The following is a 26,876-nucleotide window of genomic DNA, read 5'->3' on the forward strand; positions in this document are numbered from 1 at the left end:
CTCTAGTGGAGCGTCAACAGGAAGGCGACCAGGTCGGCCCGTTGCTGCGCGTCCGGCACCCCGGCAAACGGCATCAGGGTTCCGGCCAGCGCCTTCTGGGGCTCGGCGATGAAGGCGTCCAGCGAGCGGGCGTCCCAGACATACCCGGCGTTCTTCAGTGCGCGGCTGTAGCGAAAACCTTCGACGCTGCCGGCCTTGCGGCCGGCGATGCCCCGCAGGCTGGGGCCGGTGCCGAGGCTGCCATCGACCGAATGGCAGGCGGCGCATTGGGCGAAGGCGGCTTGGCCGGCCGTCGGGTCCTGCGCCAGGGCGGCGCCGGCGGCAGCGGCAAGCAGCACGGCAACGTTGTGCCGGAAGATTTTCAGCATGGGTTGGCTCCGCGACCCATCGTCAGAGGACGCGCGGGCGCTCGACGTACGACGCGATGTCGTCGCCGACCCGCAGCGCCATCGCCGCCAGCGGACCGGTCGGGTTGTAGCCGGCGTTGTGCGGGAAGACCGAGGCGCCGACCACGAACAGGGTTGCCGTGCTGCGGCTTGCCGGCCAGCCAGGGCCTTGCATATAGCGCTTGGCGCCGCGGCCGAAGGCCCCGGCCAGCTGGCGGTCCATGAACACGGCCAGGCCGCAGTCGACGCCGTTCGGTGTGTACGCATCCGCCGGGCACATCACGTTGACCAGGGCCTCGACGAAGGCGGCCTCGTCCTGGCCGAAGCACAGGTAGCCGACCTGCGGTGTCGCCGCGGGCGCGGAGGGCGTGGCCGCCACCGCCTGCGCGGAGCCCGTCGCCGTGCCGGCAATCGCGAGCGCTTGCACGAGCGGCAGCGATCCGGTGGCGCCCACCACCTGCTTGAGGAATCCCCGGCGCTGGCCGGCGTGTCTTTCGGTCATCGTGATGTCTTCCCGGCTCTGCGTCAGGCGCCGTCGCCGTCTTTCGCCGCCCGCTCCACGGCGCGCACGATGCGGCTGTAGGTGCCGCAGCGGCACAGGTTGCGGTCCATGTGCTCGACGATCTGCTCGCGCGTGGGCGCCTTGACCTGCCGCAGCAGGGCCGCGGCCTGCATGATCTGGCCCGACTGGCAGTAGCCGCATTGCGGCACCTGCTCGGCGATCCACGCCTTCTGCAGCGGATGGTCGCCGCGCGGCGCCAGCCCTTCGATCGTGGTGATCGCCTTGCCGCGCACCTCGCCCACCGGCGTCACGCAGGCGCGCGCCGGCTGGCCGTCGACATGCACGGTGCAGGCGCCGCACACCCCGATGCCGCAGCCGAACTTGGTGCCGGTGAGGCCGATCTGCTCGCGCAGCACCCACAGCAGCGCGGTGCTGTCGGGCCCCTCACTGCGGACGGACTTGCCGTTGACTTTCAAAGTGGCCATGGGGTTCTCATTCCTTGGCCGGCAGCCGGCGCAGCCAGGCCATCAGCGCGTCGACGTCACGGCCCTGGAGGGTGGCGAGGAAGGGCCACGGCATCGGGTACTGCAGCGGGCGGCCATCGCGCGAGATGCCCTTGGTGAGCGCCCGCCTGATCTCGGCGTCGGTCCAGCCGCCCAGGCCGGCGGTCGGGTGCGAGGTGATGTTCGGCACCAGCAGTTTCTGCAGCCCGACCCGCTTGCCGCCGCGGCCGCCGTCGGCCGCGATGTCGGTCTTGCCGCCGACCACCGGCGTGTGGCAGTCGAGGCAGTGGCCCAGGGTCGCGAGGTAGCGGCCGCGGGTGGCCTCGTCGGCCAGGACCTCTTGCGCCGTGAACGGACGCCGCGCATCGGGCACCTCCTCGGCGTGGAAGGGCTGGCGGTACACCGGCGCGGGGATCGGGTTGCGCTGCGGTGGCAGCGACAGCACGTAGGCCGCCACGGCGTCGAGGTCCTCCTCGGTCATGGCCTTGAAGAAGGCCACCGGCATCATCGGCGCCAGGGGCAGGCCGTTGGGCCGGACGCCTTGCGTCAGCGCGCGCTTGAGGTCCTCGGCCGACCAGCCGCCCAGCCCGGTCTCCGGGTCCGACGTCAGGTTGCCGGGCGTGACGCGGAACATCGGCGTGTCGTAGGTCCGGCCGCCTGAAAGTTCGCGGCCGGCGATGACCTTGTTGTCGTCGTCGCGCGGCGAGTGGCAGTTGCCGCAGGACAGCACGGAGTTGACCAGGTAGCGGCCGCGTTCGAGGACCCGCGGGTCGGCGGGGCGCTCCGATTTCTTCAGCGAGGCGGTGGACGCCGCCGCGGTGGTCCAGGCCGGTGCAGCCGCCTGCGACGGCTGCGCGAGCGGCGCTGCCTGGGCGCTGCCGGGCGCCAGGCTCAGCACCCACAGCACCAGCTGGCGGGCCTCCGCCGGCGTCACCCGATTGGGCGGCATGGGCATCGTGCCCCATGCACCCGCGCTGCCCTGCAGAACCTTGGCGGTGAGCTTGTCGACCGCCTCGGGCTGCCCGCGGTAGCGCGCCGCCACGTCCTGGTACGAGGGGCCCAGCAGCCGCTGGTCCACTGCGTGGCAAGCCAGGCAGTTCTTCTGCCGCGCGAGGTCCAGGTTGGCCTGCGCCGGCGCGGCCTGCGCCAGGGCCAGCGCGGCCCCCACAAGAAGGATCAACCGCATGGCCGGACTCAGGCGAACAGCTGCCGCAGCCGCCGGTGACGCTGCACGAAGCTGCCGCGCCCGGCGAGCGCATCGAGGCCGGCCAGATGGCCGGCGCGCGCCGCGGCCAGGTACAGCAGGACGCCCGCATAGACCAGGTGCTGGTCGACGATGAAGTCGGTCCGGTTCTCGATGTAGGGCCAGTCCATGTGCGCCAGCCAGTACAGGAGCATCAGCACCGCGCCGCAGGGCGCGCTGACCCGCACCATGAGGCCGGCCAGCAGCGACAGGCCGATCAGCAGATGGCCATAGGCCACCAGTGTGCTGACCAGCGGCGCCGCCGCCGGCGCCGCCAAGACGGCAAAGAAGTCGTGGAAGGTCCTGGTGTGGCCCAGGAACCCGGCCACGCTGAAGCCGGGGGCGAAGACCTGGCTCCATCCCGCGTAGAGGAAGGTCCAGGCCATCGCCAGGCGCAGGTAGAGGAGCAGCGCCTTGCTGGCGGGAATGGCCGGCATCTCAGCTCCCCGGCTCCGGCGTCGGGCCCAGCACCGGCTCGCCCTTGATCGGGCCGATGTACGACTCGAAGCGCTTGCGCAGATCGGCGACCAGCGCCTCGTCCTCGACGAACTCGCGGAAATTGTTGGCCAGGCGGTAGCTGGTGATCGGCTGCAGCCCGCCGGTCGCCGGCACATCCGCGCGCGTCGGCCACATGCCGGCGCTCGCCTGGTAGTCCTTGGACAGCAGCCAGGCCTCGAACAGGCGCGCCGCGTTCGGATGCGGGCAGTCCTTGAAGATGCCGCAGCGCAGGGTGAAGATCGGCACCAGGTCGTCGACCGGGAAGGACACCTTGGTGCGGCCCTTGTTGGTCGGCATGTTGGCGGTGGCGACGGTGGCGTCGAAGGACGCGATGGCACGGCCGCGGGCGATCTCCTCCGCCACCCCGACGTGGCCGCGAATGAACCGCGGCTGGTTGGCCATCAGGCCGTCCATCCACTTCCAGCCGTACTTCTGCACGATCGTGTGGTAGTTGAAGAGCGAGACGTCGTCGTCGTGCGGATAGTTCGAGATGATCTTGCCGCCGCGAAAGCGCGGATGCAGGAAGTCCAGCGCCGACTTCGGCACGTCCGCAGGCGCCAGCAGGCTGCCGTTGTACGCATAGACGATGGCCGAGACGCGCACGCCGATGCTGCCGCCGTCCGCATCCTTGAAAGCTTCGTGCACGCCGCCGTAGGTGGGGCCGCGATAGAGCGCCATCGCGCCGGCCCGCTTCCAGCGGTCGAAGTCCTGCACGGTCTGCAGCAGCGTGACGTCCACCTCCAGCTTGCGGGCGGCGAGCTGCTGGTCGATGCGCGGCGCCAGCTCGTTGCTGTTGCCGGACGCGATGTTCACCTGGATGCCGGGAAACATCTTCGAAAAACCGTCGGCAGCCTGCCGGTGGGCGGCGATCGGGCCGCCGCCGTAGTAGGTGATGCTGCCTTCGCGCCTGGCCGCGGCGTACAGGCTTTCGAGCGTGTCGGCGGGTGCGAGTGTCGCGCAGCCGGGCAGGTAGGCGGCGCCGCCCGCGGCCAGCACGGAAGTGAGAAAGCGGCGGCGCGGGCCGCCCTGGAATTCATGTGAGGACAAGCTGGGTCTCCTGGATGTTGTTGTCGTTGTGTGGCCTGGCTACAGCACGATGTCGCCAGCCACTGGGCCGATGGCGGCCTCGAAGCGCTTGCGCAGGTCGGCGACCAGCGGCTCGTTCATGATGAAGTCCTTGAACTGCGAGGCCACGTTGTACGAGGCGATGGGCTTCAGGCCGCCGGCCGGCGTGGCGTCGGTGCGGGTCGACCACACGCCCTGGCGCGCCTGGTAGTCGCTCGAAAGCAAAAAGGCCTGGAACAGCTTGGCGGCATTCGGGTGCTTCGCCTGCTTGAAGATGCCGCAGCGGGTTTCCCAGATCGGCACCTGGTCCTCGGCCGGGAACGCCACCAGGATCCGGCCGCCGCCGGCAGCGGTCATCGCGGCGGTGCTCCCCGCGGAGATGTCGAACGACACCGCCGCGCGGCCGCGCGCGACTTCCTGCGCGGTGCCGAGGTGGCCGCGGATGAAGCGCGGCTGGTTGGCCAGCAGTCGGTCCAGCCAGCCCCAGCCGTACTTCTGCACGATCGTGTAATAGAGGTACAGCGTGATCTCGTCGTCGTGCGGGTAGGTCGAGATGACCTTGCCGCTGAACCTCGGGTGCAGGAAGTCCAGCGCCGACTTCGGCACGTCCTGCGGCGCCACGAGATCGGGGTTGTAGCCGTAGGCGAGCGCGAACACGCGCACCGCGACGCTGGCGCCGTCGGGGTCCTTGAAGGTGTCGGCCACGCGGCCGAACTCCGGCCCGCGGTAGGGCAGCAGCGCGCCGGCGCGCCGCCAGCGCACATAGTCCTGGATCGTCTGCAGCGTGGCCAGGTCGGTCTCGACCCGGTTGCCGGCCAGCTGCTGGTCGATGCCGGTGACCAGGTCGCGGCTGTAGCCGCTCACCAGCTTGACCTCGATGCCCGGGTAGGCCTTGGTGAACTGCTCGATCGAATTGCGGTGCGCGGCCGCGGGGCCGCCGCCGCAATAGACCACCGATGCTTCCTGCCTGGCCCTGGCGTACAACTGGGCCAGCGTGTCGGGCGCCGTCGTGGCGCAGCCGGGCAGGCCGGCGGCCGCGCCGCCGGCGACCAGCGCGGTCTTCAGGAACTGCCGCCGCCCGGCCTCTTGATGCATGGACATGTGGGGTCTCCTTGGGCGCGACGCGTCAGAAGGTCGTGCGCAGGCCGATTTCCGTGCCCGACGAGGTCGCGTTGGGCGAGCCCGGCAGGCCCGAACCGTTGCCGACGGTGAGCCCCATGCCGCTCTTGTTGGCGATGCGGGCGTACGACGCGTAGATCGCGGTCTTGATCGAGAAGTTGTAGACGTAGCCGATCGCGTACTGGTTGGCCTTCGAGTCCGCGGCGTTGTTCTGCGACACGGTCTGCAGCGCCACCGGGATGTAGCCGGAGCCCAGCGGGATCTTGGCGCCGATCATGTAGCTGCTGTAGCGGGTGCCCGGCATGCCGCTGTTGGCGATGCCGTATTCGCCGTACAGCTTGACGACGCCGAGGTCCCAGGCGCCGCCGGCGTTGGTCTGGGTGTAGTCCCGCACCGAGGCCAGCTTGGTCTTCGAATAGGCGATCGAGCCGTTGAAGGCGCCGTAGCGATAGCCGACCAGCGCCGCGACCACATCGCCGTCCGAGGCCGTGGCCGTTCCGGAGGTGCCTTCGCCCATGGCGTATTGCGCCTGCCCGTACAGCCCCACCCGGTTGTCGACATAGACGGAGGAGTTGTAGACGTAGCCGATGCTGTTGGAGTTGCGCATCGCGTTGACGCCCGCACCGGAGGTGCCGGCAAAAGCCAGGTTGGTCGCGCTCGCGACGCCGCTGGCCAGGAACGGGTCCCACCACACGTTCTGCCAGACCGTGGGGTTGTAGTCGCGGCCCAAGCGCAGTTCGCCGGCCGGAGTGAACAGGCTGACGGTGGAACGCCGGTTGAACGAGAACCCCGATTGCCCGGTGCCGTTGCCGGAGGCCGTGTTGTTGGTGTTGCTCCCGCTGCCGGCGCCGGTGTCGGTGGCGAACTGCCCCTCGATCCAGAAGCCCGCGGCCAGGCCGCCGCCCAGGTCTTCGGTGCCGCGGAAGCCCAGCCGGCTGGCCTGGTTGCCGCCGCTGACCATCTTGGTGACCGACTGGACGCCGGCTACGTTGTAGTGGCCGACCGTCGCGTCGACGAAGCCGAAAATGGTCACGTTCGATTGCGCGAGCGCCAGGGTCGAAGCGCCGCAAGCGAGCGCACATACGATAAGTTTCTTCAATTTGTCTCCGAGTCGTTTTTGGGGAACGGCGCCACATCCCTGGTCTTCGCTGCGTGGGGCGCCCGCCTCCGCAGCTGCGTTTTCGGGCGAGCCCTCCTAGCCCAGGCTCGCCCGTGCGATTGCGTTCACTGCAAGCCGACCTGCACGTTGAGCACGGCCGCCTGGCCGCTGTCGACGGCCGCGAGCGCGCGGGCCAGCGCCGCTTCGAGCTCCATCGGGTCGTCGACGCGTTCGCCATAGGCGCCGAAGGCCTGGCCGATCTTTTCGAAATGGCGTTGCGGGCCTTGCAGCCGGGCTTGGTAGTCGTCGGTCTGCGCCGCCGAGCCGTCGGGATAGACGCGCAGCACCGCGTCCTTGACCGCCTGCCAGCCGCCGTTGTCGAGAACGATCGTGAGGATCGCCAGCCGATAGCGCTGCGCCACCGCGTAAACGGAGTCCGGCGTCGAGAAATGGAAGCCGCCGTCGCCGACGATCTGGACCACCCGCACATTCGGCTTCGCGAGCTTGGCGCCCAGGGCCATGCCGCCGCTGTAGCCGAGGCCGCCGCCGGCCGAGCCGATCAGCGTCGACGGCTGGCTGCGCGGAATCTGGTTCCACACCGCGGGCATGTTGCGGACCGCCTCGTTGACGACGATGTCCTGCGGGTCGAGCAAGCGGCCGACGGCGGCGCACACGAAGGCCGGCGAGATGGCGCCGCGTTCGCCCGGGTGGTCGGCCAGCCGCGCGGCCTGATCCCGGCGCGCCTGGCCGGCGGCCGCCCAGCTCGCGATGCGGGCCTTGACCCTGGCATGGAAGCCGGCATCGGCCTGGGCGCGGACGAGGCGCGCGACCTGCCGCAGCACGCTCGCGCAATCGGCCTGCACGCGCAGGTCGGTGGCGAAGCCCCACATCGGGAAGTCCTTCTTGATCGGGTCGACGTCGACGTGCACCCAGCGCAGCGCCGTGTTCTCCCGCACGAACTGCGGCAGCCATGGCACGTCGACATCGAGCAGCAGGCCGACGTCGGCGCCGCGCTGCGCTTCGGCCGGGTCGAAGCCGCCGAAGCACGGCGAGTTGCGCGGGAAGTTCATCTGCGTCGGGATGAAGTCGAACACCCGCACGCCGGCCAGTTCCGCCAGCTCCACCAGGGCCTCGACCGCCTCGGGCCTGCGCCCGAGATAAGAGGTCACCGCGATCGGGTTGTCGGCCTCGAGCAGGCGCGTGGCGATGGCCTGCGCGCGCGCTTCATCGATCCCTCCCAGCTGCACGGAGCCGAAGCGTTCGGCCGGAAAGCTCTGCACCTGCGAGGCCTGCCAGGACTCGGCGAGCACTTCGCGCGGCAGGGTCAGGTAGACCGGGCCCGGCGGGTCGCTCTGCATCACGGAGTGGCCGCGCCGCAGCACCTCCTTGGTCACCACGCCGCTCATCAGCGAGTACTCCCACTTGACGTAAGGCCGCACCAGGCTGGCGATGTCGAAGGGGTCCTGCACGAAGTGCACGTAGTTGTCGCGCGAGGCCTCGAGTTCGCCCCGTATCGTGAACGGCGCACGGCCCGCGATCAGCATGCAGGGCAAACGGCTGCGGAACAGGTTATGCATGCCCATCGCCGCGTTGGCAGTGCCGGCGTCGACGTGCACCATCACGGCCTGGCCGCGGCCGGTGACCGCCGCATAGCCGGCGGCCATGTGGATGGCCACGTTCTCGTGCGGGCACAGCACCACGTCGGTGTGGGCCCGCCCTTCCTTGCGCCAGCGCGCCAGTTCCTCGATCAGCGAAACGTGGTCGGTACCGAAGTTGGCGAACACGAAATCGAGGCCGAGTTCCGCCAGCCCTTCGAGGAAGTAGTGGGCGCTGCTGTGATGCGCAGCGGCCGCCGTTTCGGCCGCAGCCGCGTGGGTGTCCGAGTAGGTCATTTCTTTCGTGCTCATGGGCCGTTGGTTCAGGCCAGGGTCTCGTGGTAGTAATGCTTGGTGGCGAGGAAGTCGTTCAGACCTTCGGCGCCGTGCAGCCGGCCGTACCCGCTGTCACGCTGGCCGCCGGTCTCGGCTTCGGCGAACAGGCGGTTGTGCGTGTTGCTCCAGACCGTGCCGCTGCGCAGCCGGCCGGCGACGCGCCGGGCCTTGCGCGCGTCCTCGGTCCACACGCTCGCCGCCAGGCCGTAGCGCGTCGCATTGGCGCGCCGCACCGCCTCGTCTTCGTCGCGGAAGCGTTCGATCACCAGCAGCGGCCCGAACAGTTCCTGCTGCACCAGCGGACTGGCGAGGTCTTCGACCTCCACCAGGCTGGGCTCGATGAACGCGCCGGCCAGCGGCAAGCCACCGGGCGCACGGCCGCGCAACAGGACGCGGTGATTGCGCCCGGCCTCCGTCACGAGGGCGTCGATGCGGTCGCGGTTGCCGCGGTCGATCAGGCAGCCCATGTCGGAGCCGGGGTCGCGGCCGCGGCCGACCTTGACCGCCTTCAGGGCATCGGCGAGTCGCCTGGAGAAATCGGGATAAATCGCGTCGTCGACGAGCACGCGGGCGATCGCGGTGCATTGCTGGCCCGCGAGGACCAGCGCGCCGGACACGATGCCGGCGATGGTGCGGTCGATCGCGCAATCGCGGAACACCAGCGCCGGCGCCTTGCCCCCGAGCTCCAGCGACAGCCGCGCCAGCGTGTGGGACGCGCTCATCGCGATCGCCTTGCCGACCGCGGTCGAACCGGTAAAGCTGATCACGTCGACATCGGGCGAGGCGCACAGCGTGCGCGACACCTCGGAGCCCGACTCGATCACCGAGTTGACGACGCCGGGCGGCAGCAACGGGTCGGAGACCAGCGCTTCCAGCACCAGGTTGTGCGCCAGCGCAGTCTGGGGCGCCGGCTTGATGACCACCGTGCACCCGGCGGCCAGCGCCGGCGCCAGCGAGCGCACCAGCAGCGTGATCGGCGCGTTCCAGGGCAGGATGATCACGGCGAGGCCGGCGGCCTCGCGCTCCAGCGAGGCATGGCAGCCGGGCGCCACCTCGATGACGCGGCCGAACAGGTTGCGCGCCAGGCCGGCGTAGTAACGCAGCTCCGAGATGGCGGCCACGACTTCACCCATGGCTTCGCGCCACAGCTTGCCATTGAGGGTCACGAGCCAATCGGCCACCCGGTCCTTGGACGCATCGAGCCGGTCGGCGAAGCCCAGCAACACGTCGGCGCGCAGGCGCGGGCTGTGCGCCCACAGGCCGGCTTCAAAAGCCTGGAGGGCGGCGCCGACGGCGGCCTCGGCCTCCGGCGCTCCGCCTTCGCTGAAGTGGCAAGCGGGCTCGCCGCTGGCGGGATCGACGGCGATGCCCACGCGTTCCTGGCCGTCGATGGAGGGCAGCCAGTGGCCGTCGATGTAGTGAAGGGCGGTTTGCATTGCGGCGCGAGTATGGAGATCGAGGTATGCACCGACCAATGATTTTTTGATCTAATCCATGTCTCACAGAACATACCGAGAGAACGATGGACTGGACCCACCGGCTGCGCTTGCGCAACCTGCAGATGCTGATCAGCCTCGCCGAGACGCGTAACGTCAGCCGCTCCGCCGAACTGCTTCACACGACCCAGCCGGGTCTGTCGAAATGGCTGAAGGAGATCGAGACCGACATCGGACTGCCGCTGTTCGAGCGCCACGCGCGCGGCCTGCGGCCCACTGCGTACGGCGAAGCGCTGCTGCGCCATGCGCGCCGCGTCGAAGCCGAACTCGATCGCGGCCGCGACGAGATGACGGCGCTGCGGCAAGGCGCCAGCGGGCTGGTGATGATCGGTGCCTCCGGCGCCGCCGCGCCCGACGCGGCGCCGATGGCGGTGCTGGCCTTGCTGCAGGCGATGCCGCAAGTTCGCGTGCGCCTGGTGGAGAACACGATGGACGAATTGATCCGGCAACTGCAACGCGGCGAGCTCGACCTGGTGGTGGGCCGTTCGGCGCCGGAGCACAACCAGGCAATGCTGGAGTCCGAGGACCTGCACGACGAGCAAGTCCACTTCGTCGCGCGCGCCGGACATCCGCTGCACCGGCGGCGCCAGCTCGGTTGGGCCGACCTGCGCCGCTACCGCTGGATCCTGTGGCCCAACGGCACGCCGATCCGCGCCATCTTCGACGCGGCGCTGGCGCATGCCGGTGAGATTGCGCCCGACGATCACCTGCAGCTGAACTCGATGACCGCCAACCTGGCGTTGCTGGCCGGCAGCGACATGCTCAGCATCGTGTCGGACCGCGCCGCGGCTCGTTACGAGCAGCTGAAGATCCTGCGCCGCCTGCCCTTGCGGCTGCACGCGCACGGCACCGTCGCGATGTATTGGCGCAGCGACGTGTTGCGCTCCGCCGCGGTCGATGAGGCCATCGCCTGCCTGCGATCCGTCGCCGGCGCGCGGGCCTGAAGCCCGCTGCCGGCTGCGAGGTCCATCGTCAACTGATCAGGGTCCTGAGCCGGCCCAGGCTCTCGATCTCGACGATCACCTCGTCCCCCGGCTGCAGGAACTGCTGGTGCGCGCTGCCGACGCCCGAAGGCGTGCCGGTCAGCACCACGTCGCCCGGGTAGAGCGTGCGCAGCTGCGACAGGTGGGCAATCTGTTCGGCGGCGCTGTAGATCATCTCGGCGGTGCTCGAGTCCTGCTTCAGCGCATCGTTGACCCAGAGCCGGATCGCGAGCCGCTGCGGGTCGGCGACGGCGTGGGCCGGCGTGAGCCACGGGCCCAGCGGGCACGAGCCCTCGAAGCCCTTGTGCGCCAGCCAGTCGAAACGGAACGCCGACTCGGCACCGACCTGCGGCCGGCGACTCAGGTCGCGCGCCGACAGGTCGTTGGCGACCATGTAGCCGGCGACATGGGCCAGCGCGTCTTCGGGCGCGACACGGCGCGCCTCCGTGCCGATCAGCACCGCCAGTTCGGCCTCCCAGTCGAGACGCTCGCAGCCGGCCGGCCGCTCCACACTGGCGCCCGGATCGGCGACGCAGCTGCGCGCGGGCTTGATGAAGTGCCAGGGCGCAAAGCCCGACACCTTGGGGTCGGGTTCGGGCGTGCGGTTCTGGATGCGCGCCATCTCCTGCACATGGTCGCGGTAGTTGACGCCGGCGCAGTACAGCGCACCGAAGCGCGCCAGCGGTGCGAGCAGCGTGGTGCCGGCGAGCGGCTGCGACGGCAACTTGGCGCTGTCGCTGGCCGCAAGCGCGGCGCGCAAGCGCCGGTCGAAAGCCGGCCAGTCGGCCAGCGGGTCGGCCGCATCGGCGTCCTCGAAGCCCGCCAGGTCGCGCAAGGCGAGGACCCGGGCGCCTTGCAACACCCCGGCGCGGGCGGCGCCGTGTTCGTCACGGAAGCGCAGGATCCTGTAGTTGCTGGTCATGGGCGGCTCACTCGGGCTGGAGGTTGATGGCGCGGATCACCTGCGTCCAGCGCGCCGCGTCGCGCTTGACGACAGCGGCCATCTGCGCCGGCGTGTTGCCCACGGGTTGGGCCTGCCAGCTGCGAATGCGCTGGTTGTTGGCCGGGTTGGCCAGCGCGTGGACGAACGCCGCGTTGAGCCGGTTGACGATGGCGGCCGGCGTGCCGGGCGGCGCGACGACGCTCATCCAGGTTTCCGACTCGTAGCCAGGCAGCACCTCGCCGATCGCGGGCGTGTCCGGATAGGCGGGGTTGCGCTTGGCGCTGCCGACGCCCAGCAGCTTGACCTTGCCCGACTGGATGAAGGGCGTGGCCGAGATCAGGTTGTCGAACATGACGTCGACCGTGCCGCCGATCAGGTCGCTGGCTGCGCCAGCCACGCCCCGATACGGCACGTGCGTCATGTCGATGTGGGCGGCGCTCTTCATCATCTCGGCGCTGAGGTGCTGGTTGGTGCCGGCGCCCGGGCTGGCATAGGTCAGCCTGGCGCCCTTGTCGCGGACCAGGGACAACAACTCGCGCACGTCCTTCGCCGGTAGCTTGGGGCTTCCGAGCAGCACGCTCGGATACGAGGCCAGGATGGTGATGCCCATGAAGCGCATCGGATCGAAGCTGACCTTGTACAGCAGCTCGGTGAAGAAGAAGCCGACCGGGACCACCATCAAGGTGTACCCGTCGGGCTCGGCATGCGCGACCACGTTGGCGGCGAGGACGCCACCGGCGCCAGCCCGGTTGTCCACCACCACCGGCACGCCCAGGTCGGCCGAGAGCTCGGGCACCAGCAGGCGCGGCAGCAGGTCGGCCGTGCCGCCGGGCGGGAACGGCACGACGATGTGGATGGGCTTGTCCGGGAATTTCTGCGCCGATGCGGCGGCACAGAAGCACAGCGCAAGAGCCGCAAGGAAGCGGCGGGTCATTGTCTTCATCGGGAGTCCTGATAAGTCAGTTCAAGGGGCCCAGGTACGCTTCGCCCTCGTACACGTCGCTGGTGGCGGCAGCGATGGCGGGCCACGCCGCGGGGTCCTGTTCAATGGCTTGCGTAGGCCGCGGGCGGCCGTCCCAGCCGATCTGGTCCATGCGGTAGTACAGCTGGATGGCGTTGCCGTCCGGATCGATGGCGAAAAACTGGTAGTCGATGCCGGGGAAAAGCGCCGCGGGCAAGGTCCGGATCGTCACGCCCTCCGCCTTCAGGAAGGTCAGTGCCTGCCGCAGTTGGGCATAGCTGCCAAGCTGGAAGCCGAACGACATCAGCGTGGTCGATGCACTCAGTTGCAGGGACTCGCGCAGGGCCAGCGGGTAGAGCGCGACCGAGTGGTGCTCGGTGTTGGCGCGCAGGAAGGCGCAGCGATGGCCTTCATGCACGACCTCCTCGGTGACGCGCAGGCCGAGCGCGTCGCGATAGAACGCCTGGGCCTGCGCGACATCGTCGACGAACAGCCGCACCGGCCCGACGCGCGCGACCTTGAAGGGCCGTGCCAGCAGCACGCCCTCGACGTCGTGCACTTCCGGCGCGGTCTCCATGCCGCGCAGTCCGGCGTCCGGCCGCAAACCCGCCTGCAACGCCTCGGAGACCTCCGCATATTCGGAGCGCTGCGGCAGCGCCGGAGTCGTCTCATGGCGCAGCTTGTGCGCCTCGCGCGGCTTGGCGTGGCCGCTCCAGCCGATCTGCTCGATGCCGTAGTACAGCTCGTTGATGTGGCCGTTCGGGTCGGGCGGATAGAAGTGCCAGTTGGAACCGGGAACGTCGCGGCCGGCGCGCAGGACCTTGCGGCCGCTGGCCGCGAACCATTCGAAGCCGCGCACCACTTCCTGCAGGCTGCCGACCTGCCAGGTGATCTGGTTGACGGTGCTTTGCGGATGCTCGCGGAAGTGCGGGCTGACGACCTCCATCACGCGCCGCGGGAACAGCACGAACGAGTGGTGATCGGTGCCATGGCGCAGGAAATAGCCGCGCGTCGGGCCCAGCTGGTCGCGCTGTTCGGGCGGCAGGCGCGCGCCGAAGTCGATCGGGTCGGACACGCGCAGGCCCAGCAGCCGTTGGTAGAAATCCAGCGAGCGCTCGGGGTTCTGCACATTGATGCCGAAATGGCCGAGACGCCGGATCTTGAAGGGCTGGGGCAGCCAGACCCCCCCGACGTCGAAGGTGCTTGCTTGCATGGTTGGACTTGTCTCCTGCGTCGTCGGTGAGCGGACGCGTCGATGAATCTGCGCGCCAGTGTCCGGGACGCAGGTATGACCGGTCCAATGACTTTTTCGTCTGGTCCATGCATTGCACGGCATACGTCCGGCGACGCCGCAGCCGCCGTCCCGTCGGCCGCTTTACAGCGTCAGGCCGATCGCGCGCTCGACGTCGCGCCGCGAAGCGCCAGCGACCCGAGCCGTGGCGGACGAAGGTGTCGAACATGTCGTTGACACGCAGCTGCGTGGACGTGGACTCCGCGCCGGCGACCTGCAGCTTCGCTGCGCGCGCTTCGCGCAGCGCGGCTTCGACGATGGGTGCCGCGGTCGCCAGCGGCAGCGCTGCGGCAGGCGGCGGCAGGCGGCGGCATGTCAGAGAATGCTGTTGTCTTTGTGGTCGTGTCACTAAGTCACCTGGTGACTTAGTGACACTGTAGCAGCCTTTTCCGCCAACGCAATGGGCACCTCCAGCAAGCTATCCTGGGCCCCATCGCGCCCGCTCGACCGGGGCAACGCCGCCCAACGCAGCCTGGAAGACCTCCGGCTCGACATCCTCGGCGGGCGCTTTCCGCGCGGGGCCAAGCTGCTGACCGAGCGCGAGCTGGCGGCGGGCTACGGCGTCAACCGCAACGCCTACTACCGATTGCGCGATGAGAGGTCCCACTCTCGTCAGAAAAACGGCCAAAAAAATGCATCCGGACACCGCTCCCGGTTGGCACGCGCCCTGCGGGCCGGTCAGAGCCCGATGTGCAACAGCTGTTCCACCATGACGGCGTTCAGCACGACGATCAGCACCGTCGCGGCGATGGCTGCAATGGCCGTCGCCCTGCCCGTGGCGAAGTCGCCCATGACGGACCGGCGCGACGACAGCAGGACGAGCGCCACGAGCGGCAGCGGCAGGACCAGGCTCAGCACCATCTGGCTGACGACCATTGCCCGGGTCGTGTCGAACATGAGAGCGACGGTGAACGCGGGCAGCAGGGTGATCAGGCGCCGCAGCCACAGCGGGACGCTGAAACCCACGAAGCCCTGCATGATGATCTGGCCGGCCATCGTGCCGACCACCGAGCTGGAGATCCCGGAGGCGATCAGGGACAGCAGGAACACGCCAGCCGCGCCGGCACCGAGGGCCGGGATCAGCGTCCGGTACGCGACGCCCAGATCCGCCAATCCCGGCGCCGACTTGCTGAAGACCGATGCCGACATGATCACCATCGCCAGGTTGACCACGCCGGCGAGGCCGAGTGCGACCACGACCTCCTGGTTCGAGAACCGCAGCAGGCGCCGGCGTTCGCCGTCGTTGCGCGCGACGGTCCTGTGCTGCGTGAGTCCCGAATGCAGGTAGAGCGTGTGCGGCATGATGGTGGCGCCGACGATGCCGGCGGCCAGGCTGAGGCCGGACCCGCCGGGCAGGTGCGGCACCAGCGTGTGGAACACGGCGGCGTGCCAGTCCGGCGCCGCGAACACCAGTTCGACCAGATAGGCCAGGCCGATGCAACCGACCAGGGCTGCGATGGTCAGTTCGAGCGGCCGGAAGCCTCCGCGGTCAAGCTGCAGGATCCCGAGGGTCAGCACGCCGGTGATGCCCAGGCTCCACAGCAGCGACAGATGCAACAGCAGGGAGATGCCCAGCGCGCCGCCGAGGAGCTCCGCCACATCGGTGGCCACGGCGGCGATCTCGGATGCGACCCACATGCCGATCGCGACCGGTCGCGAGAACTCATCCCGGCAGACCTCCGCCAGGTTGCGCCCGGTGACGATGCCGACCTTCGCCGACATCGCCTGGAACAGCATCGCCACCAGGTTGGCGAGCAGCACCACCCACAACAACTCGTAGCCGTGGGTGGAGCCGGCCTCGAGGTTGGTTGCGAAGTTGCCGGGGTCCATGTAGGCCACCGACGCCATGACCGCCGGTCCGGCGAGGGGCAGGAGTGCGCGCAGCCCCTTGCGGCGGCCGGCCAGCGCGTCGCGCGCAGCGAGCTGCGTCTGGGGCGTGGTTGCGGAAGTCACGGCGGTCATGCTGGCCGCGCGGGCTAGACCGGCACGATGTCAGGGCGCGTCCGCGAGAACCGCGCCAGCGTTTCCCGGTCGATGTTCAGGTGCTCCATCACGAGCTGCGGCGGCACGTGCGTCAGCCAGTCCGACAGCGACACTTCCGCGTAGCGGGCGGACTTGAACAGCTCCAGGAACACGAGATCCGTGCTTCCCGTGTTCTCCACGTAGTGGCCGAGGCTCTTTTTCACGTAGCCGACGTCGCCCGGGCGGAAGTCCGCGGTCTGCGCCCTGGGGCCGGTGTCGAACACGGTCATCCGGGCGGCGCCCTTGATGTAGTACTGCCATTCATCCGCGTGCGGATGCCAGTGCAGCTCGCGCATGCCCCCCGGCCTGACCGTCACCAGGGCGGCCGCGATGGTCGTCGACGCGTTGAAGTTGCTGCTGTCGGCAATCTGCACGAAGCCGCCGCGGGTCTGGCGATCCGGTGCCTTGCGGCTGAGCGAGAACACGAAGGGGTGGGGGGGCGCCCCTCGCCCGGCCTTCACCGCCTGTTGATCGGCGGCGAGAGGACCCGGGTCCTCTCCCTGGAAGATCCACCTTTGCTCCAGCGGGATGTTCGCGAAGGCCTCGGCCGGCACGCCGAAGTTCAATGCGAGCACATCCGGCGGGGTATGGGCAATCCAGTCGGTGAGCATCAGGGTGTTGAATTCCGTGGCCCTGCCGTTGTCGAAGGCGAGCACGAATTCCGCGCCGGTGGCTCCCAGTCCCTGCAGCGAATGCGGCAGGCCCGCAGGGATGTACCAGAGGTCCCCGGTCTGCACGTCGGCCACCTGCGGGCGGCCCTGTTCGTCCAGCGCCGTGACGCGGCATCGGCCGTCCACCATGATCGCCCACTCCGCCTGCTGGTGCCAGTGCAGCTCGCGGATGCCGTTCCGGGACAGACGCATGTTCACGCCGGCGATGTCCGACGAGATCGCAAAGTCGGCCTGCGTGACCTCGCGCGCCCAGCCGCCGTCCTGGATGCGCTTGTGCGCGTTGTTGAACGAGGCCCAGAAGATCGGCATCCCGTTGACGTCGGTTGCCGGAGGGTCCTGGAAGGACGGGAACTGGCCGGCCAGCGCCGGATTCTGCGGGCCCGGATTGTCCACGCTGGTGGGGCTGCGCCCGTTGATCCTGCCTTCCGGCGGGCTGTCCGGGTTGCCGAACGAGGCCGCCTTCGCGGACGCGGCCACGCTGACCGCCGCCGCTGAAAGCGCCACGCCGGCCAGCATACGGCGGCGCGGCAGGCTCACCTCCATGTTCGCGCCGACGCCAGCGCGCTTGTCCGATGAAATCAGCTTCATGTCCATTTTCCTTCCGATGGTTGGCGGATCCACGCGCCGGGGGCGCTGTGTGGCCATCATCCAGTCGGTGCATGTCGAAGCCGTTTCCGCGGCAACTCGACCCGACGACACGTGTAGTTGCGCCTGCAGCGCGCATCGGGCCGCCGCTAGACGAACTCCCCGCTCAGAAGCTGCCAGATCGTCCCCTCCCGGAGCTGTGGCAACAGGTGACCGGCCAGGCGTTTCATGGCGCGGCTGGCACATCACATCCGAAACAGGCGGCGCAATCACGCGACGACAGTGGCTGGCTAGGCTCACGCTCATGCAACTGACGCGTGCCGCCTACCTCGCCGATTTCTATGTCTACCCGGGCCTTGCGCTCACGCTTGCCGCGCTCGCGCTGGCACCAGGGCCGCGCCCCTGGCTCGCCTTGGGCGTCGCCGCCGGCGCCGGGCTGGCAAGCTGGACTCTCCTGGAATACGTGCTGCATCGCTGGGTCTTCCACCACGTTCCGTGGATCTGCGAGCAGCACGACGCGCACCACCGCGATCCCAAGGCCTTCGTCGGAACGCCGACCTGGCTGAGCCTGCTGGCGTTTTCAGCGCTGGTCATGGCCCCTTCGCTGGTCGAATGGGGCGTCCCGGTCGGCTGCAGTTTCACCGCGGGCCTGGTGCTGGGCTACCTGTGGTATGTGGCCGTGCACTACCTGGTGCACCACTGGCATGCGGCGCCCGGCACCGCCTTGTCGCGCCTCAAGCGGCTGCACGCGATCCACCACCACCGAGACGCCACCGCGAACTTCGGGGTGACGACCCCGGTGTGGGACCACGTGTTCCGGACCCGTTCACGCTGAGCGATCGATCTCGCGAACGAACTCGCGGTGCGGGCCCTCGGCCAGCGCCTTGGCCAGGCAAGCGAAGACCTGCGCTTCGCGGCTGTTCGGCCTCGAGGCCCCGGGATCGCCATGCAGCGGCGCCAGCTGGCCGGGCATGTGCTCCAGCGTCCGTTCCATGCAGCTTTCGAAGCCGAACACTTCGGCGAGCGATTCGCGGTTCATCTCTCTAGCTCCTGACAAGGTAGCGGTCCGCGCGCGCTGCCTGCAGCACCGCGGGCTGGTTCGTCTCGATCACGACTACGGGCGCGACGTTGTCCAGCCAGCAGTTCGGGCTGGCGAACCAGGCCGCGAGATCCAGGTCGTCGAAGGCGCCTGCCAGTTCCGCCATCACCTCCCTTGCACCGCCCCGCAGCGTCATGTCGGCAATCCTGAACTGGAACAGCGGCACCAGCGTCTCCGTCTGCCACACGAAGCTCAACACGTCGCGCGCGACGATCCAGCGGGCCAGCACGGAGATCGGCTGGTCGCGGTGCCTGCCCAGGAGCATCGCTGCCTCGTCCCAACTGACCAGCCCGCCCTGCCTTTGATAGGTCTGGATCATCGCGAGATGCTGGTGGATTCCGCGCGGGTGCACCGCGCGGCCCCGCGAGGACGATGCCCCAGGCCGCATCGCGCGGTCCGCTGCAAGTTTTTCGAGGACGAGGTGCCTGTCCCCATACGATCGGCTGATGTTCATGTGAACTCCTCGGAGAAAAGCGATCGCGCGCAGGCGTCAGGTGGCGGACAAGGTCCGATCGATGCCGAGGCTGCGCGAGCCGGCGAGGCTCGCGAGGTCGGCGACCTGCTCACGCTGGCAGTGAGTCATGATCGGCATCAGGGGGTAGTCGGCCATCGCCACGGCCATGCGCGGGCCCGCGATCAACGCGTTGTCGCAACCGCAACGCCGGCAGCGGTCGCCATGGATCGGGGGCTTGGTCATGGGGAGCAAATTTGCGCGCCCCCCGTGACGGGTCGGCTACCTTGACCGGGTGTTCGGTGACATCGGTAGCCTGGCTCAGCCGCGCGGCCGCGCGGGCCCGGAGCTCAGTAGACGATTTCGACCGGGACGCCGAACAGGTAACCCGCGCCGCGCTCGGTGCGGATGTAGCTCGGTTGCGCCGGGTCCGATGTCAGCTTGCGCCGCAGCCGCAGGATCTGCGTGTTGACAGACCGGTTGTAGACGTCATCGCCGTGCAGGCGCGACAGGTCGAGCAGCTGATCCCGCGTGAGGATGCGGTGCGGCGCGCCGAGGAACACCACCAGCAGGCTGAACTCGCCGTTGCTGAGCGGCACCGCGTCACCCTGCCGGCTCTTGAGGCGCCGGGTGTTGAGGTTCAGCTCCCAGCCATCGAAGCGGTACGCACGAATGCCCTCGGGGCGGCCTTGCTGGACTTCCGGCCGGCGCCGCCGCAGCACGGCGCGAATCCGCGCGAGCAATTCGCGCGGGCTGAAGGGCTTGGTCAGGTAGTCGTCCGCGCCGAGCTCCAGCCCCATCACCCGGTCCGCCTCCTCCAGCCGGCCCGTGAGCATGATGATCGGGATCGCCGAGTCGTTGCGCAGCCGCCGGGCGATGGCCATCCCGTCCTCCGCCTGCAGCTTCAGGTCCAGGACCACGAGGTCGACGACCTCGCGATCCAGCACCGCCTGCATGGCCCGGCCGTCGGCCACGACCGTGACGCGGAGGTCGTTGCGGCCGAGATAGTCGCCGATGGCCTCACGGATGATCGGATCGTCGTCGACGGCGAGGACATGTGCCGACACCGTCGGTGGCGTGGGGGCAGGCGCCTTCATGATGGTGGGGTGCTGACGAGACCAGTATAGCCAGCGGCATCGCTCCCGGTCACAGATGTGACCTGCCTGCCGCTGGGCCGCACATGTTGGCAATGCCGCTCGGGTTCAATCATGGGCATCATGCGCAGTGAGTTCGCGTTGCGCGTGGCCCGGCGGTTTCCGGGCGCTCGTTCCACCTCAGGCATCAACATGTCCACGCCCACCATCGTTGTCATCGACGACGATGCAATCATGCGGGAAGCCCTGTCCGACTGGCTGCAAGCGGCGGGCTACGGCGTGTGCCAGGCGGTCGACGGCAGTACCGGCCTGGCGGCGGTCGGTTCCGTCGAACCCGGGCTGGTTGTGACGGACATGCACATGCCGGGAATGAACGGCTGGGGGGTGCTCACCGAAATGCGGCGGCTGCACCCCGCAGTCCCCGTGATCGCCATATCCGGCCATTTCGGTTGCGCGCACGGCATCGATGTGACCGACGCCCTGGCGCTCGGCGCTTCGCGGGTGCTGGCCAAACCCTTCAGGCGCGGGGAATTGCTGCAGGCCGTCGCCGAGCTCCTGGACGGCTGACGCCGGCGGCGGCGTTTCAGCCGTGACGGATCGAGGCCTGCTCGCGAACCGACCAGACCGAGGACCTCAAGCAGTTCGACGTTCCCACACTCGTCCTGCACGGCGGCGACGACCCGGCGCTGTCGCCGGACGGCTCCGGAGTGCTGCCGCCAAGGCGGATGGAAGCCGCGGCGCCGAACGTCGACCAAGGCGGCTCCCATGCCCTGTGCACGACGGACAGGGACCAGGTGAACGAGGACCTGCTCGCGTCGGTCAAGGCGTGTGGGCACCCGTCACGACGTCGGCGGGCCGCGGCGCGTCGCCGGTCCGCTCGATCCAGCCGCCACCAAGGTACTGGTAGAGGTCGACCAATGCCGTCAGCCGTGCCAGCCGCGTCGCCACCAATTGCATCTGCGCGTCGTACAGCAGGGTCTGGGCGGTGAGGACGGAGAGGTAGTCCGCCACGCCGGTCTTGAACATCGCGACGGAAAGGTCGAGGGAGCGTTGTTCGGCTGCCGTGTAGCGTTCCATCGATGCGAGCTGGTCGGTGTAGGTGCCGCGCGCCGCCAGGCCGTTCGCCACTTCGCTGAATGCCACCTGGATGGACTTCTCGTACTGGGCGACGAAGATGTCCTTCTGCAAGGTCGCCACATCCAGTTCGGCCCGCAGCAGGCCCGCGGTGAAGATCGGGGCGGTGATCGAGGGCAGGAAGCTCCAGGCGAGCGAGCCGGCGCCGAACAGGCCACCGAGCGCGGCGCTGGCCGTGCCCAGGTTGCCGGTCAGGCTGATGGCCGGGAAGAAGGCCGCGCGGGCGGCGCCGATGTTGGCGTTCGCGCCCCGCAGCAACGCTTCCGCCTGCATGACGTCCGGACGCCGCGTCAGCAGGTCGGAGGGCAGGCCTTCGGGAATGTCGGCGACGATCGCCTGCGCGTTCAGCGGCACGGCGGGCGGGAGGTCGGCCGGCAAGGGCTGGCCGATCAGCAGCACCAGCAGGTTCTCGGCCTGGGCGCGGCCGCGGACCTGCGCCGTGTAGTTGGCCCTGGCGAGCTCCACGATGGTCTGGGCCTGGGCCACGGCCAGCTCGGTCCCGGCGCCGGCCTGGAACATCGCCTGCGTGAGCCGCAAGGACTCCTGCGCCGCGGTGAGCGTCCGCTGCGTGACCGCGATGAACTCGTCGAACGCGAGCATGCTCAGGTACTGGTCGGCGACCTGCGACACGAGCAGGATCTCGAAGGCCTTGCGCGCCTGCGCCGAGGCGAGGTACTGCTGCAGGGCCTGGTCCTTCAGGCTCTCGAGGCGGCCGAAGAAATCGATCTGCCAGGATGCGGACAGACCCACGTTGTAGTCATGGACGACCTGCGCGCGACCGGTGCTGCCGACGCTGCCGGCGCTGCCGACGCTGCCGGGCGTGCGCGATGCCGCTTCGCTCGCCCCTGCGGAGAGTTGCGGGAACATCGTGGACCGCTGGATCCGGTACTGCGCCTGCACCTGCCGGACGGTGAGCGCCGCCACCCGCAGGTCGCGGTTGTTCGCCAGCGCGATCTCGACCATCCGTTGCAGCCGCGCATCCGTGAGGAAGTCGCGCCAGCCGATCTCGGTGGCAGGCAGGGTGCCGGTCCCCGGCGGCCCGTACGCCGCGCCCGCGGGGTAGGTGCCTGTCACCGGAGCATCGGGCCGGTGATAGATCGGCTGCAGGGAACAGGCGCCGAGCAGGCTTGCGACGGCCATCGCGGCCGCCCCTCGGCGCAGCTTCACCGCGGCGTGACGGGCACGGTTGGACAAGTGGCTGCGGGTCATGCGGCGCTCCCGTCAGCCGACTCGGGCTGGCCCGGCTCCTGCGCCGGCGCGGGCGTTGCGGGCCTGGCCTTGGGCTTGAAGATCTTCTCGATCACCAGGAAATAGAACATGGGGATCAGGAAGGGGGCCAGGAACGTGGCGCTCAGCATCCCGCCGATCACGCCGCGGCCGACCGCGTTCTGGCTGCCCGAGCCCGCGCCACTGGCGATGGCCAGCGGCAACACGCCGAGGACGAACGCCAGCGATGTCATCAGGATCGGCCGCAGACGCATATGCGCCGCCTCGAGCGCGCTCTCCAGCGCGGACTTGCCGTGGGCCTGGAGTTCGCGCGCGAACTCGACGATCAGGATCGCGTTCTTCGAGGACAGGCCGATGGTCGTCAGCAGGCCGACCTGGAAATAGACGTCGTTCTCCAGGTGCATCAGCGTGGCGGCGGTCAGCGCGCCGAAGATGCCCAGCGGAACCACCATGATCACCGACACCGGTATGGACCAGCTCTCGTACAGGGCGGCCAACGCGAGCAGGACGACCAGCAGCGACAGCGCGTAGAACAGGGGCGCCTGCGAACCCGACTGCTGCTCCTGCAGCGAGATGCCGGTCCACTCGTGGCCGATCCCGGCCGGCAGCTGCTTCATGAGGTTTTCCATCACGGTCATCGCCTGCCCCGTGCTCTGGCCCGGCGCCGCCTGCCCCTGGATCTCGACCGATGGCACGCCGTTGTAGCGCTCGAGCTTCGGCGATCCGAAGGTCCACTTCCCGGTGGCGAAGGAGTTGAAGGGCACCATGCTGCCGATCGTGTTGCGCACGAACAGCGTGTCCAGGTCGGACGGGTTCATCCGGAACGGCGCCTCCGCCTGGACATAGACCTTCTTGACACGGCCGTCGGTGTCCAGGAAGTTGTTGATGTAGCGGGACCCCCAGGCGATCGAAAACGTCTGGTCCACGTCGGTCAGGAGGATTCCCTGCGCGCTGGCCTTCTCGCGGTCGATGTCGATCTTGTATTGCGGGTTGTCGCTCAGGCCGTTCGGGCGCACGAGCGACAGGTTGGGGTCCTTCCTGGCCAGCGCGACCAGTTGGTCGCGCGCCTGCATCAGCCTGGCGTGTCCCACCCCCGCCCGGTCCTCGATCTCCAGGTCGAAGCCGGACGCGGTCCCCAGGGCGGGAATGGAAGGCGGATTGATCGGCACCACGGTCGCATGCTGGTAGGTCGCGAAATGCGCGGCGGTGCGCGCCAGCACCGCGGGCACGCTCAGCTCCTTCTTCGTCCGGGCCGACCAGTCCTTGAACCGGACGAAGACCATGCCCTGGCTCTGTCCGCGGCCTGCGAAATTGAGGCCGTTGATCGCGAATGCGACATCGACGGCGGACGACTCCTCTTTCAGCAGGTAGTTGGAAACGTCGTTGAGCGCGAGCTGCGTCTGTCCCTGCGAGGCACCGATCGGCGTCTGCACCTGGACGTAGGCGACCCCTTGGTCCTCGACCGGGAGAAAGCCGGCCGGCAGGTGCAGGAACAGCCAGGCGACAGCGGCGACCAGGGCGCCGTAGATCAGCATCCAGCGCCCGAGCCGCCGGATCACGTGGCGCACGCCGCCCACGTACAGATCCCGCCCCTGATCGAACCTGCGGTTGAACCAGCCGAAGAAGCCCTTCTTCGGACCCGCATGCCCCTGGCTCACCGGCTTGAGGATCGTGGAGCAGAGGGCCGGCGTCAGCGACAGGGCGACGAACACCGAGAGCAGCATCGCCGAGACGATCGTCAGCGAAAACTGCCGGTAGATCGCCCCGACGGAGCCGCTGGAAAAGGCCACCGGCACGAACACCGCACTGAGCACCACCGCGACCCCGACCAGGGCGCCGGTGATCTGCCCCATCGCCTTGCGGGTCGCCTCGCGCGGGGACAGCCCTTCCTCGGACATCACGCGCTCGACGTTCTCGACCACCACGATCGCATCGTCGACCAGCAGCCCGATCGCCAGCACCAGGCCGAACATCGACAGCGTGTTGATCGTGAAGCCGAAGGCCGAGAGGATGCCGAAGGTTCCCAGCAGCACCACCGGCACCGCGATGGTGGGGATCAACGTGGCGCGGAAGTTCTGCAGGAACAGGTACATCACCAGGAACACCAGGACGATGCCCTCGAGCAGCGTCTTGACGACCTCGGTGATCGAGATGGTCACGAAGGGCGTGGTGTCGTAGGGGTACACCACCTGCAGCCCGTGGGGGAAGTACGGCTGCAGGTCGGCGATCTTGGCCCGCACCGCCTTCGCGGTGTCGAGGGCATTGGCGCCCGGGGCCAGCTGGATCCCGATGCCGGAAGCCGGCTGCCCGTTGTAGCGCGAATCGATGAAGTAGGTTTCGGCGCCCAGTTCAACGCGCGCGATGTCGCGGATGCGCACCTGCGAGCCGTCCTGCAAGACCTTCAGGAGGATGTTGCCGAACTCCTCGGGGGTGCGCAGCAGCGTGGCTTCGGTGATCGTGGCGGTGAGCCGCTGGGTCGCAGGCGCGGGAGTCCCCCCGATCTGGCCGCCGGCGACCTGCACGTTCTGCGCGAGGATCGCGTTGCTGACGTCGACCGGCGTCAACTGGAAGCTGTTGAGCTTGTCCGAATCGAGCCAGATGCGCATCGCATACTGGGTGCCGAAGACGTTGAAGTTGCCGACGCCGTTGACCCGGCTCAGCGGGTCCTGCAGGTGCGAGACCAGGTAGTTGGCGATGTCGTAGCGCGACATGCTGCCGTCGGTCGATACCAGGCCGGCGATCAGCAGGAAACCGTTGCTCGACTGCGTGACGCGGATGCCGGCCTGCTGCACCTGCAGGGGCAGCAGGGGGACGGCGAGCTGCAGCTTGTTCTGCACCTGGACCTGGGCGATGTCCGGGTTGGTTCCGGCCGCGAAGGTCAGGTTGATCGTGGCCGTGCCGGTGTCGTCGGCATTCGAGGACAGGTAGATCAGGTTGTTGATCCCGCTCATCTGCTGCTCGATGACCTGGACGACCGTGTTGGTCGTGGTGTCGGCGGAGGCGCCCACGTAGCTGGCCATGACCTGGATCGTGGGCGGTGCGATCGTGGGGTATTGCTCGATCGGCATCCGGAGGATGGACAGCCCGCCGGCCAGCATCATGAGCACGGCGACGACGATCGCGAAGATCGGCCGCTCGATGAAGAACTTTGCCATGGTGTGCGCCGTCCTTATCGTGGCTGGCCGGCGGTGCCGGCCGGTTCTGCCTGCGAGACGACCCCGGCGCTGGACGCTGCCGCTGCCGCGGGGGCCGCGGGGCCAGGCGCTGGTGCCGTTGTCGGCGGCGCGGCGGAGGCCGCCGAGCGCATCGCGGCGAGGGCCACCGGCTGGATCTCGGTGGCCTGCACCACCGCTCCGGGTTGCGCCTTCTGCACCCCGGCCACGATCACGCGGTCACCCTCGTTCAGGCCGCCCTGGACGATCCAGTCGTTGTCCCGGGTGCCGCCGAGCGTCAGCGTCCGCGCGGCGACCTTGCTGTCGGCGCCGACCACCAGCGCGGTCGCCTTGCCTTGAGGATCGTGCGTAACCCCGGTCTGCGGCACGAGCATGGCGTCGTCCGCGATACCCTGCTCGATGCGGGCGCGCACGAACATGCCGGGCAGCAGGATGAACTTGGGGTTCGGAAAGATTGCGCGAACGGTGACCATGCCCGTGCCCATGTTCACGCTGATGTCGGTGAACTGCAGGCGGCCCGGCAAGCGATATTCCGTGCCGTCTTCCAGGAACAGCGTGACCTTCGCCTGGTCGGGTCCGTCCACCTTCAGCTTGCCGCTGGCGATGTCGCGGCGCAGCTGCAGGCCCGCAACGCTCGACTCCGTCAGATCGACGTACATCGGATCGATCTGCTGCACGGTCGTCATGAGCGTCGCCGCCAGCGCCTGCACGTAGGCTCCTTCGGTGACCATCGACAGGCCGGACCGGCCGGTGATCGGCGACAGCACGTTGGTGTAGCCCAGGTTGATCTGGGCCGTCGCCACGGTCGCCTTGCCGGTGGCGACGTCGGCGGCGGCCATGTCCCGTGCCGCCACCGCGTTGTCGTAGACCAGCTTGCTGATCGCGTTCGTGGGGAGCAGCAGTTTGTAGCGCTCGACCGTCGCCGCCGCCGCGAGCAGTTCCGCTTGTGCCTTCTGCAAGGTCGCCGTCGCCAGGTTCAGCGCGGCTATGTAGGGCGCGGGGTCGATCAGGTAGAGCGGCTGCCCCACCTTCACGTCGCTGCCTTCCTGGAACTTTCGCTTGAGAACGATGCCGTCCACCCGCGCGCGCACCTGCGCCGTCATGAAGGCGGTGGTCCGGCCGGGAATCTCCATCGTGATCGCGACGCTTTCGCGATGGACCTTGACCACGGAAACCTGCGGCGGCGGTGGGGCGGGCGGGGGCTTTGCCGGCCCGCAGCCCTGCAGGGCCAGGGCGGCCGAGAGCGCGGCGAGTGCCGTGCGTGTTGAAGTGGTCCTGTCCATGTGCGTTCCCTTACCCCATCGATGGGCTTGACATGGGACGTGAGGATCGCAACACCTTGCAGCGCGCAAGTTGCACTTCGCCCCGCCTGCATCGCATCTGTAACCGGGACCCGTGCG

At 69.0% G+C, this 26,876-nt stretch carries 25 protein-coding genes; 3 read left to right on the plus strand and 22 right to left on the minus strand.

All coding sequences use genetic code 11. The features are described from left to right. Positions 1–2: 2 nt before the first annotated feature. The 10 genes from JWP60_RS09215 to JWP60_RS09265 all read right to left on the minus strand — a co-directional run bounded on the left by JWP60_RS09215 (position 3) and on the right by JWP60_RS09265 (position 9,782). On the minus strand, positions 3–368 hold the full coding sequence (locus tag JWP60_RS09215; RefSeq protein WP_299789591.1) for a c-type cytochrome: 366 nt from the start codon (positions 366–368) through the stop codon (positions 3–5). A gap of 22 nt (positions 369–390) precedes the next feature. Further along, on the minus strand, positions 391–888 hold the full coding sequence (locus JWP60_RS09220) for a gluconate 2-dehydrogenase subunit 3 family protein (protein ID WP_299789594.1): 498 nt from the start codon (positions 886–888) through the stop codon (positions 391–393). 23 nt (positions 889–911) lie between these two features. After that, positions 912–1,373 (minus strand): (2Fe-2S)-binding protein, encoded by a 462-nt coding sequence (locus tag JWP60_RS09225; protein ID WP_299789597.1) that lies wholly within the window; start codon positions 1,371–1,373, stop codon positions 912–914. 7 nt (positions 1,374–1,380) lie between these two features. Beyond that, positions 1,381–2,577 carry a c-type cytochrome gene (locus JWP60_RS09230; RefSeq protein ID WP_363320835.1) on the minus strand — a complete coding sequence of 399 codons (1,197 nt, stop codon included), beginning with the start codon at positions 2,575–2,577 and terminating at the stop codon, positions 1,381–1,383. Between the two features lie 8 nt (positions 2,578–2,585). After that, positions 2,586–3,071, minus strand: a complete 486-nt coding sequence (locus JWP60_RS09240; RefSeq protein ID WP_299789600.1) for a DoxX family protein — start codon at positions 3,069–3,071, stop codon at positions 2,586–2,588. 1 nt (position 3,072) lies between these two features. Continuing rightward, positions 3,073–4,179, minus strand: coding sequence for an extracellular solute-binding protein (locus JWP60_RS09245; RefSeq protein ID WP_299789603.1), 1,107 nt, complete (start codon positions 4,177–4,179; stop codon positions 3,073–3,075). 39 nt (positions 4,180–4,218) lie between these two features. Beyond that, positions 4,219–5,298 (minus strand): extracellular solute-binding protein, encoded by a 1,080-nt coding sequence (locus JWP60_RS09250; RefSeq protein WP_299789606.1) that lies wholly within the window; start codon positions 5,296–5,298, stop codon positions 4,219–4,221. A 25-nt stretch (positions 5,299–5,323) separates the two neighbouring features. Next, a complete protein-coding gene (locus tag JWP60_RS09255; protein WP_299789609.1) occupies positions 5,324–6,415 on the minus strand; it encodes a porin in 1,092 nt (363 codons plus the stop codon). Between the two features lie 125 nt (positions 6,416–6,540). Continuing rightward, on the minus strand, positions 6,541–8,322 hold the full coding sequence (locus JWP60_RS09260; protein WP_299789612.1) for a thiamine pyrophosphate-requiring protein: 1,782 nt from the start codon (positions 8,320–8,322) through the stop codon (positions 6,541–6,543). An 11-nt stretch (positions 8,323–8,333) separates the two neighbouring features. Beyond that, the gene (locus tag JWP60_RS09265; protein WP_299789615.1) at positions 8,334–9,782 is read right to left on the minus strand and encodes an aldehyde dehydrogenase family protein; all 1,449 of its coding nucleotides are present in this window, start codon (positions 9,780–9,782) and stop codon (positions 8,334–8,336) included. A gap of 86 nt (positions 9,783–9,868) precedes the next feature. On the opposite strand from JWP60_RS09265, the gene JWP60_RS09270 reads away from it, so the two are divergent. Then, positions 9,869–10,786 carry a LysR substrate-binding domain-containing protein gene (locus JWP60_RS09270; protein ID WP_299789618.1) on the plus strand — a complete coding sequence of 306 codons (918 nt, stop codon included), beginning with the start codon at positions 9,869–9,871 and terminating at the stop codon, positions 10,784–10,786. A gap of 28 nt (positions 10,787–10,814) precedes the next feature. Here JWP60_RS09270 and JWP60_RS09275 read toward each other — a convergent pair whose 3' ends face one another. The 5 genes from JWP60_RS09275 to JWP60_RS09295 all read right to left on the minus strand — a co-directional run bounded on the left by JWP60_RS09275 (position 10,815) and on the right by JWP60_RS09295 (position 17,256). Further along, a complete protein-coding gene (locus JWP60_RS09275; RefSeq protein WP_299789620.1) occupies positions 10,815–11,747 on the minus strand; it encodes a fumarylacetoacetate hydrolase family protein in 933 nt (310 codons plus the stop codon). 7 nt (positions 11,748–11,754) lie between these two features. After that, positions 11,755–12,711, minus strand: a complete 957-nt coding sequence (locus JWP60_RS09280; protein WP_299789623.1) for a tripartite tricarboxylate transporter substrate binding protein — start codon at positions 12,709–12,711, stop codon at positions 11,755–11,757. Positions 12,712–12,727: 16 nt separating this feature from the next. Then, positions 12,728–13,942 (minus strand): VOC family protein, encoded by a 1,215-nt coding sequence (locus tag JWP60_RS09285; protein ID WP_299789626.1) that lies wholly within the window; start codon positions 13,940–13,942, stop codon positions 12,728–12,730. Positions 13,943–14,698: 756 nt separating this feature from the next. Then, entirely contained in the window at positions 14,699–15,982 is a 1,284-nt protein-coding gene (locus JWP60_RS09290) for an Nramp family divalent metal transporter (protein WP_299789629.1), read from the minus strand. 14 nt (positions 15,983–15,996) lie between these two features. Beyond that, positions 15,997–17,256 carry a cupin domain-containing protein gene (locus JWP60_RS09295; protein WP_299790182.1) on the minus strand — a complete coding sequence of 420 codons (1,260 nt, stop codon included), beginning with the start codon at positions 17,254–17,256 and terminating at the stop codon, positions 15,997–15,999. A gap of 346 nt (positions 17,257–17,602) precedes the next feature. Here JWP60_RS09295 and JWP60_RS09300 point away from each other — a divergent pair, with 346 nt between their 5' ends. Then, on the plus strand, positions 17,603–18,133 hold the full coding sequence (locus JWP60_RS09300) for a sterol desaturase family protein (RefSeq protein WP_299789632.1): 531 nt from the start codon (positions 17,603–17,605) through the stop codon (positions 18,131–18,133). Here JWP60_RS09300 and JWP60_RS09305 read toward each other — a convergent pair. The 4 genes from JWP60_RS09305 to JWP60_RS09320 form a co-directional block, all read right to left on the minus strand. Then, positions 18,125–18,337 (minus strand): hypothetical protein, encoded by a 213-nt coding sequence (locus JWP60_RS09305; RefSeq protein WP_299789635.1) that lies wholly within the window; start codon positions 18,335–18,337, stop codon positions 18,125–18,127. The genes JWP60_RS09300 and JWP60_RS09305 overlap by 9 nt on opposite strands. A 4-nt stretch (positions 18,338–18,341) precedes the next feature. Then, complete coding sequence (locus JWP60_RS09310) at positions 18,342–18,716, minus strand: hypothetical protein (protein ID WP_299789638.1); 375 nt, start codon at positions 18,714–18,716, stop codon at positions 18,342–18,344. A gap of 171 nt (positions 18,717–18,887) precedes the next feature. Continuing rightward, complete coding sequence (locus JWP60_RS09315) at positions 18,888–19,094, minus strand: hypothetical protein (protein WP_299789641.1); 207 nt, start codon at positions 19,092–19,094, stop codon at positions 18,888–18,890. Between the two features lie 104 nt (positions 19,095–19,198). Next, positions 19,199–19,945, minus strand: coding sequence for a response regulator (locus JWP60_RS09320; protein WP_299789643.1), 747 nt, complete (start codon positions 19,943–19,945; stop codon positions 19,199–19,201). A 111-nt stretch (positions 19,946–20,056) separates the two neighbouring features. Between JWP60_RS09320 and JWP60_RS09325 the strand changes: the two genes are divergently transcribed. After that, on the plus strand, positions 20,057–20,509 hold the full coding sequence (locus JWP60_RS09325) for a response regulator (protein WP_299789646.1): 453 nt from the start codon (positions 20,057–20,059) through the stop codon (positions 20,507–20,509). Positions 20,510–20,761: 252 nt separating this feature from the next. Here the strand turns inward: JWP60_RS09325 and JWP60_RS09330 are convergent, their stop codons facing one another. Genes JWP60_RS09330 through JWP60_RS09340 form a run of 3 tightly spaced genes read right to left on the minus strand, consistent with a single transcriptional unit; the run spans position 20,762 to position 26,759 of the window. After that, positions 20,762–22,285 carry an efflux transporter outer membrane subunit gene (locus JWP60_RS09330; protein ID WP_299789649.1) on the minus strand — a complete coding sequence of 508 codons (1,524 nt, stop codon included), beginning with the start codon at positions 22,283–22,285 and terminating at the stop codon, positions 20,762–20,764. Continuing rightward, positions 22,282–25,458: an efflux RND transporter permease subunit gene (locus JWP60_RS09335; RefSeq protein WP_299789652.1), complete on the minus strand. Its 3,177-nt coding sequence runs from the start codon at positions 25,456–25,458 to the stop codon at positions 22,282–22,284. The genes JWP60_RS09330 and JWP60_RS09335 overlap by 4 nt, the downstream gene beginning before the upstream one ends. 14 nt (positions 25,459–25,472) lie before the next feature. Continuing rightward, a complete protein-coding gene (locus JWP60_RS09340; protein ID WP_299789655.1) occupies positions 25,473–26,759 on the minus strand; it encodes an efflux RND transporter periplasmic adaptor subunit in 1,287 nt (428 codons plus the stop codon). Positions 26,760–26,876 lie beyond the last annotated feature (117 nt).

The sequence above is a fragment of the Ramlibacter sp. genome, assembly GCF_028291745.1.
Taxonomy (GTDB): domain Bacteria; phylum Pseudomonadota; class Gammaproteobacteria; order Burkholderiales; family Burkholderiaceae_C; genus Ramlibacter.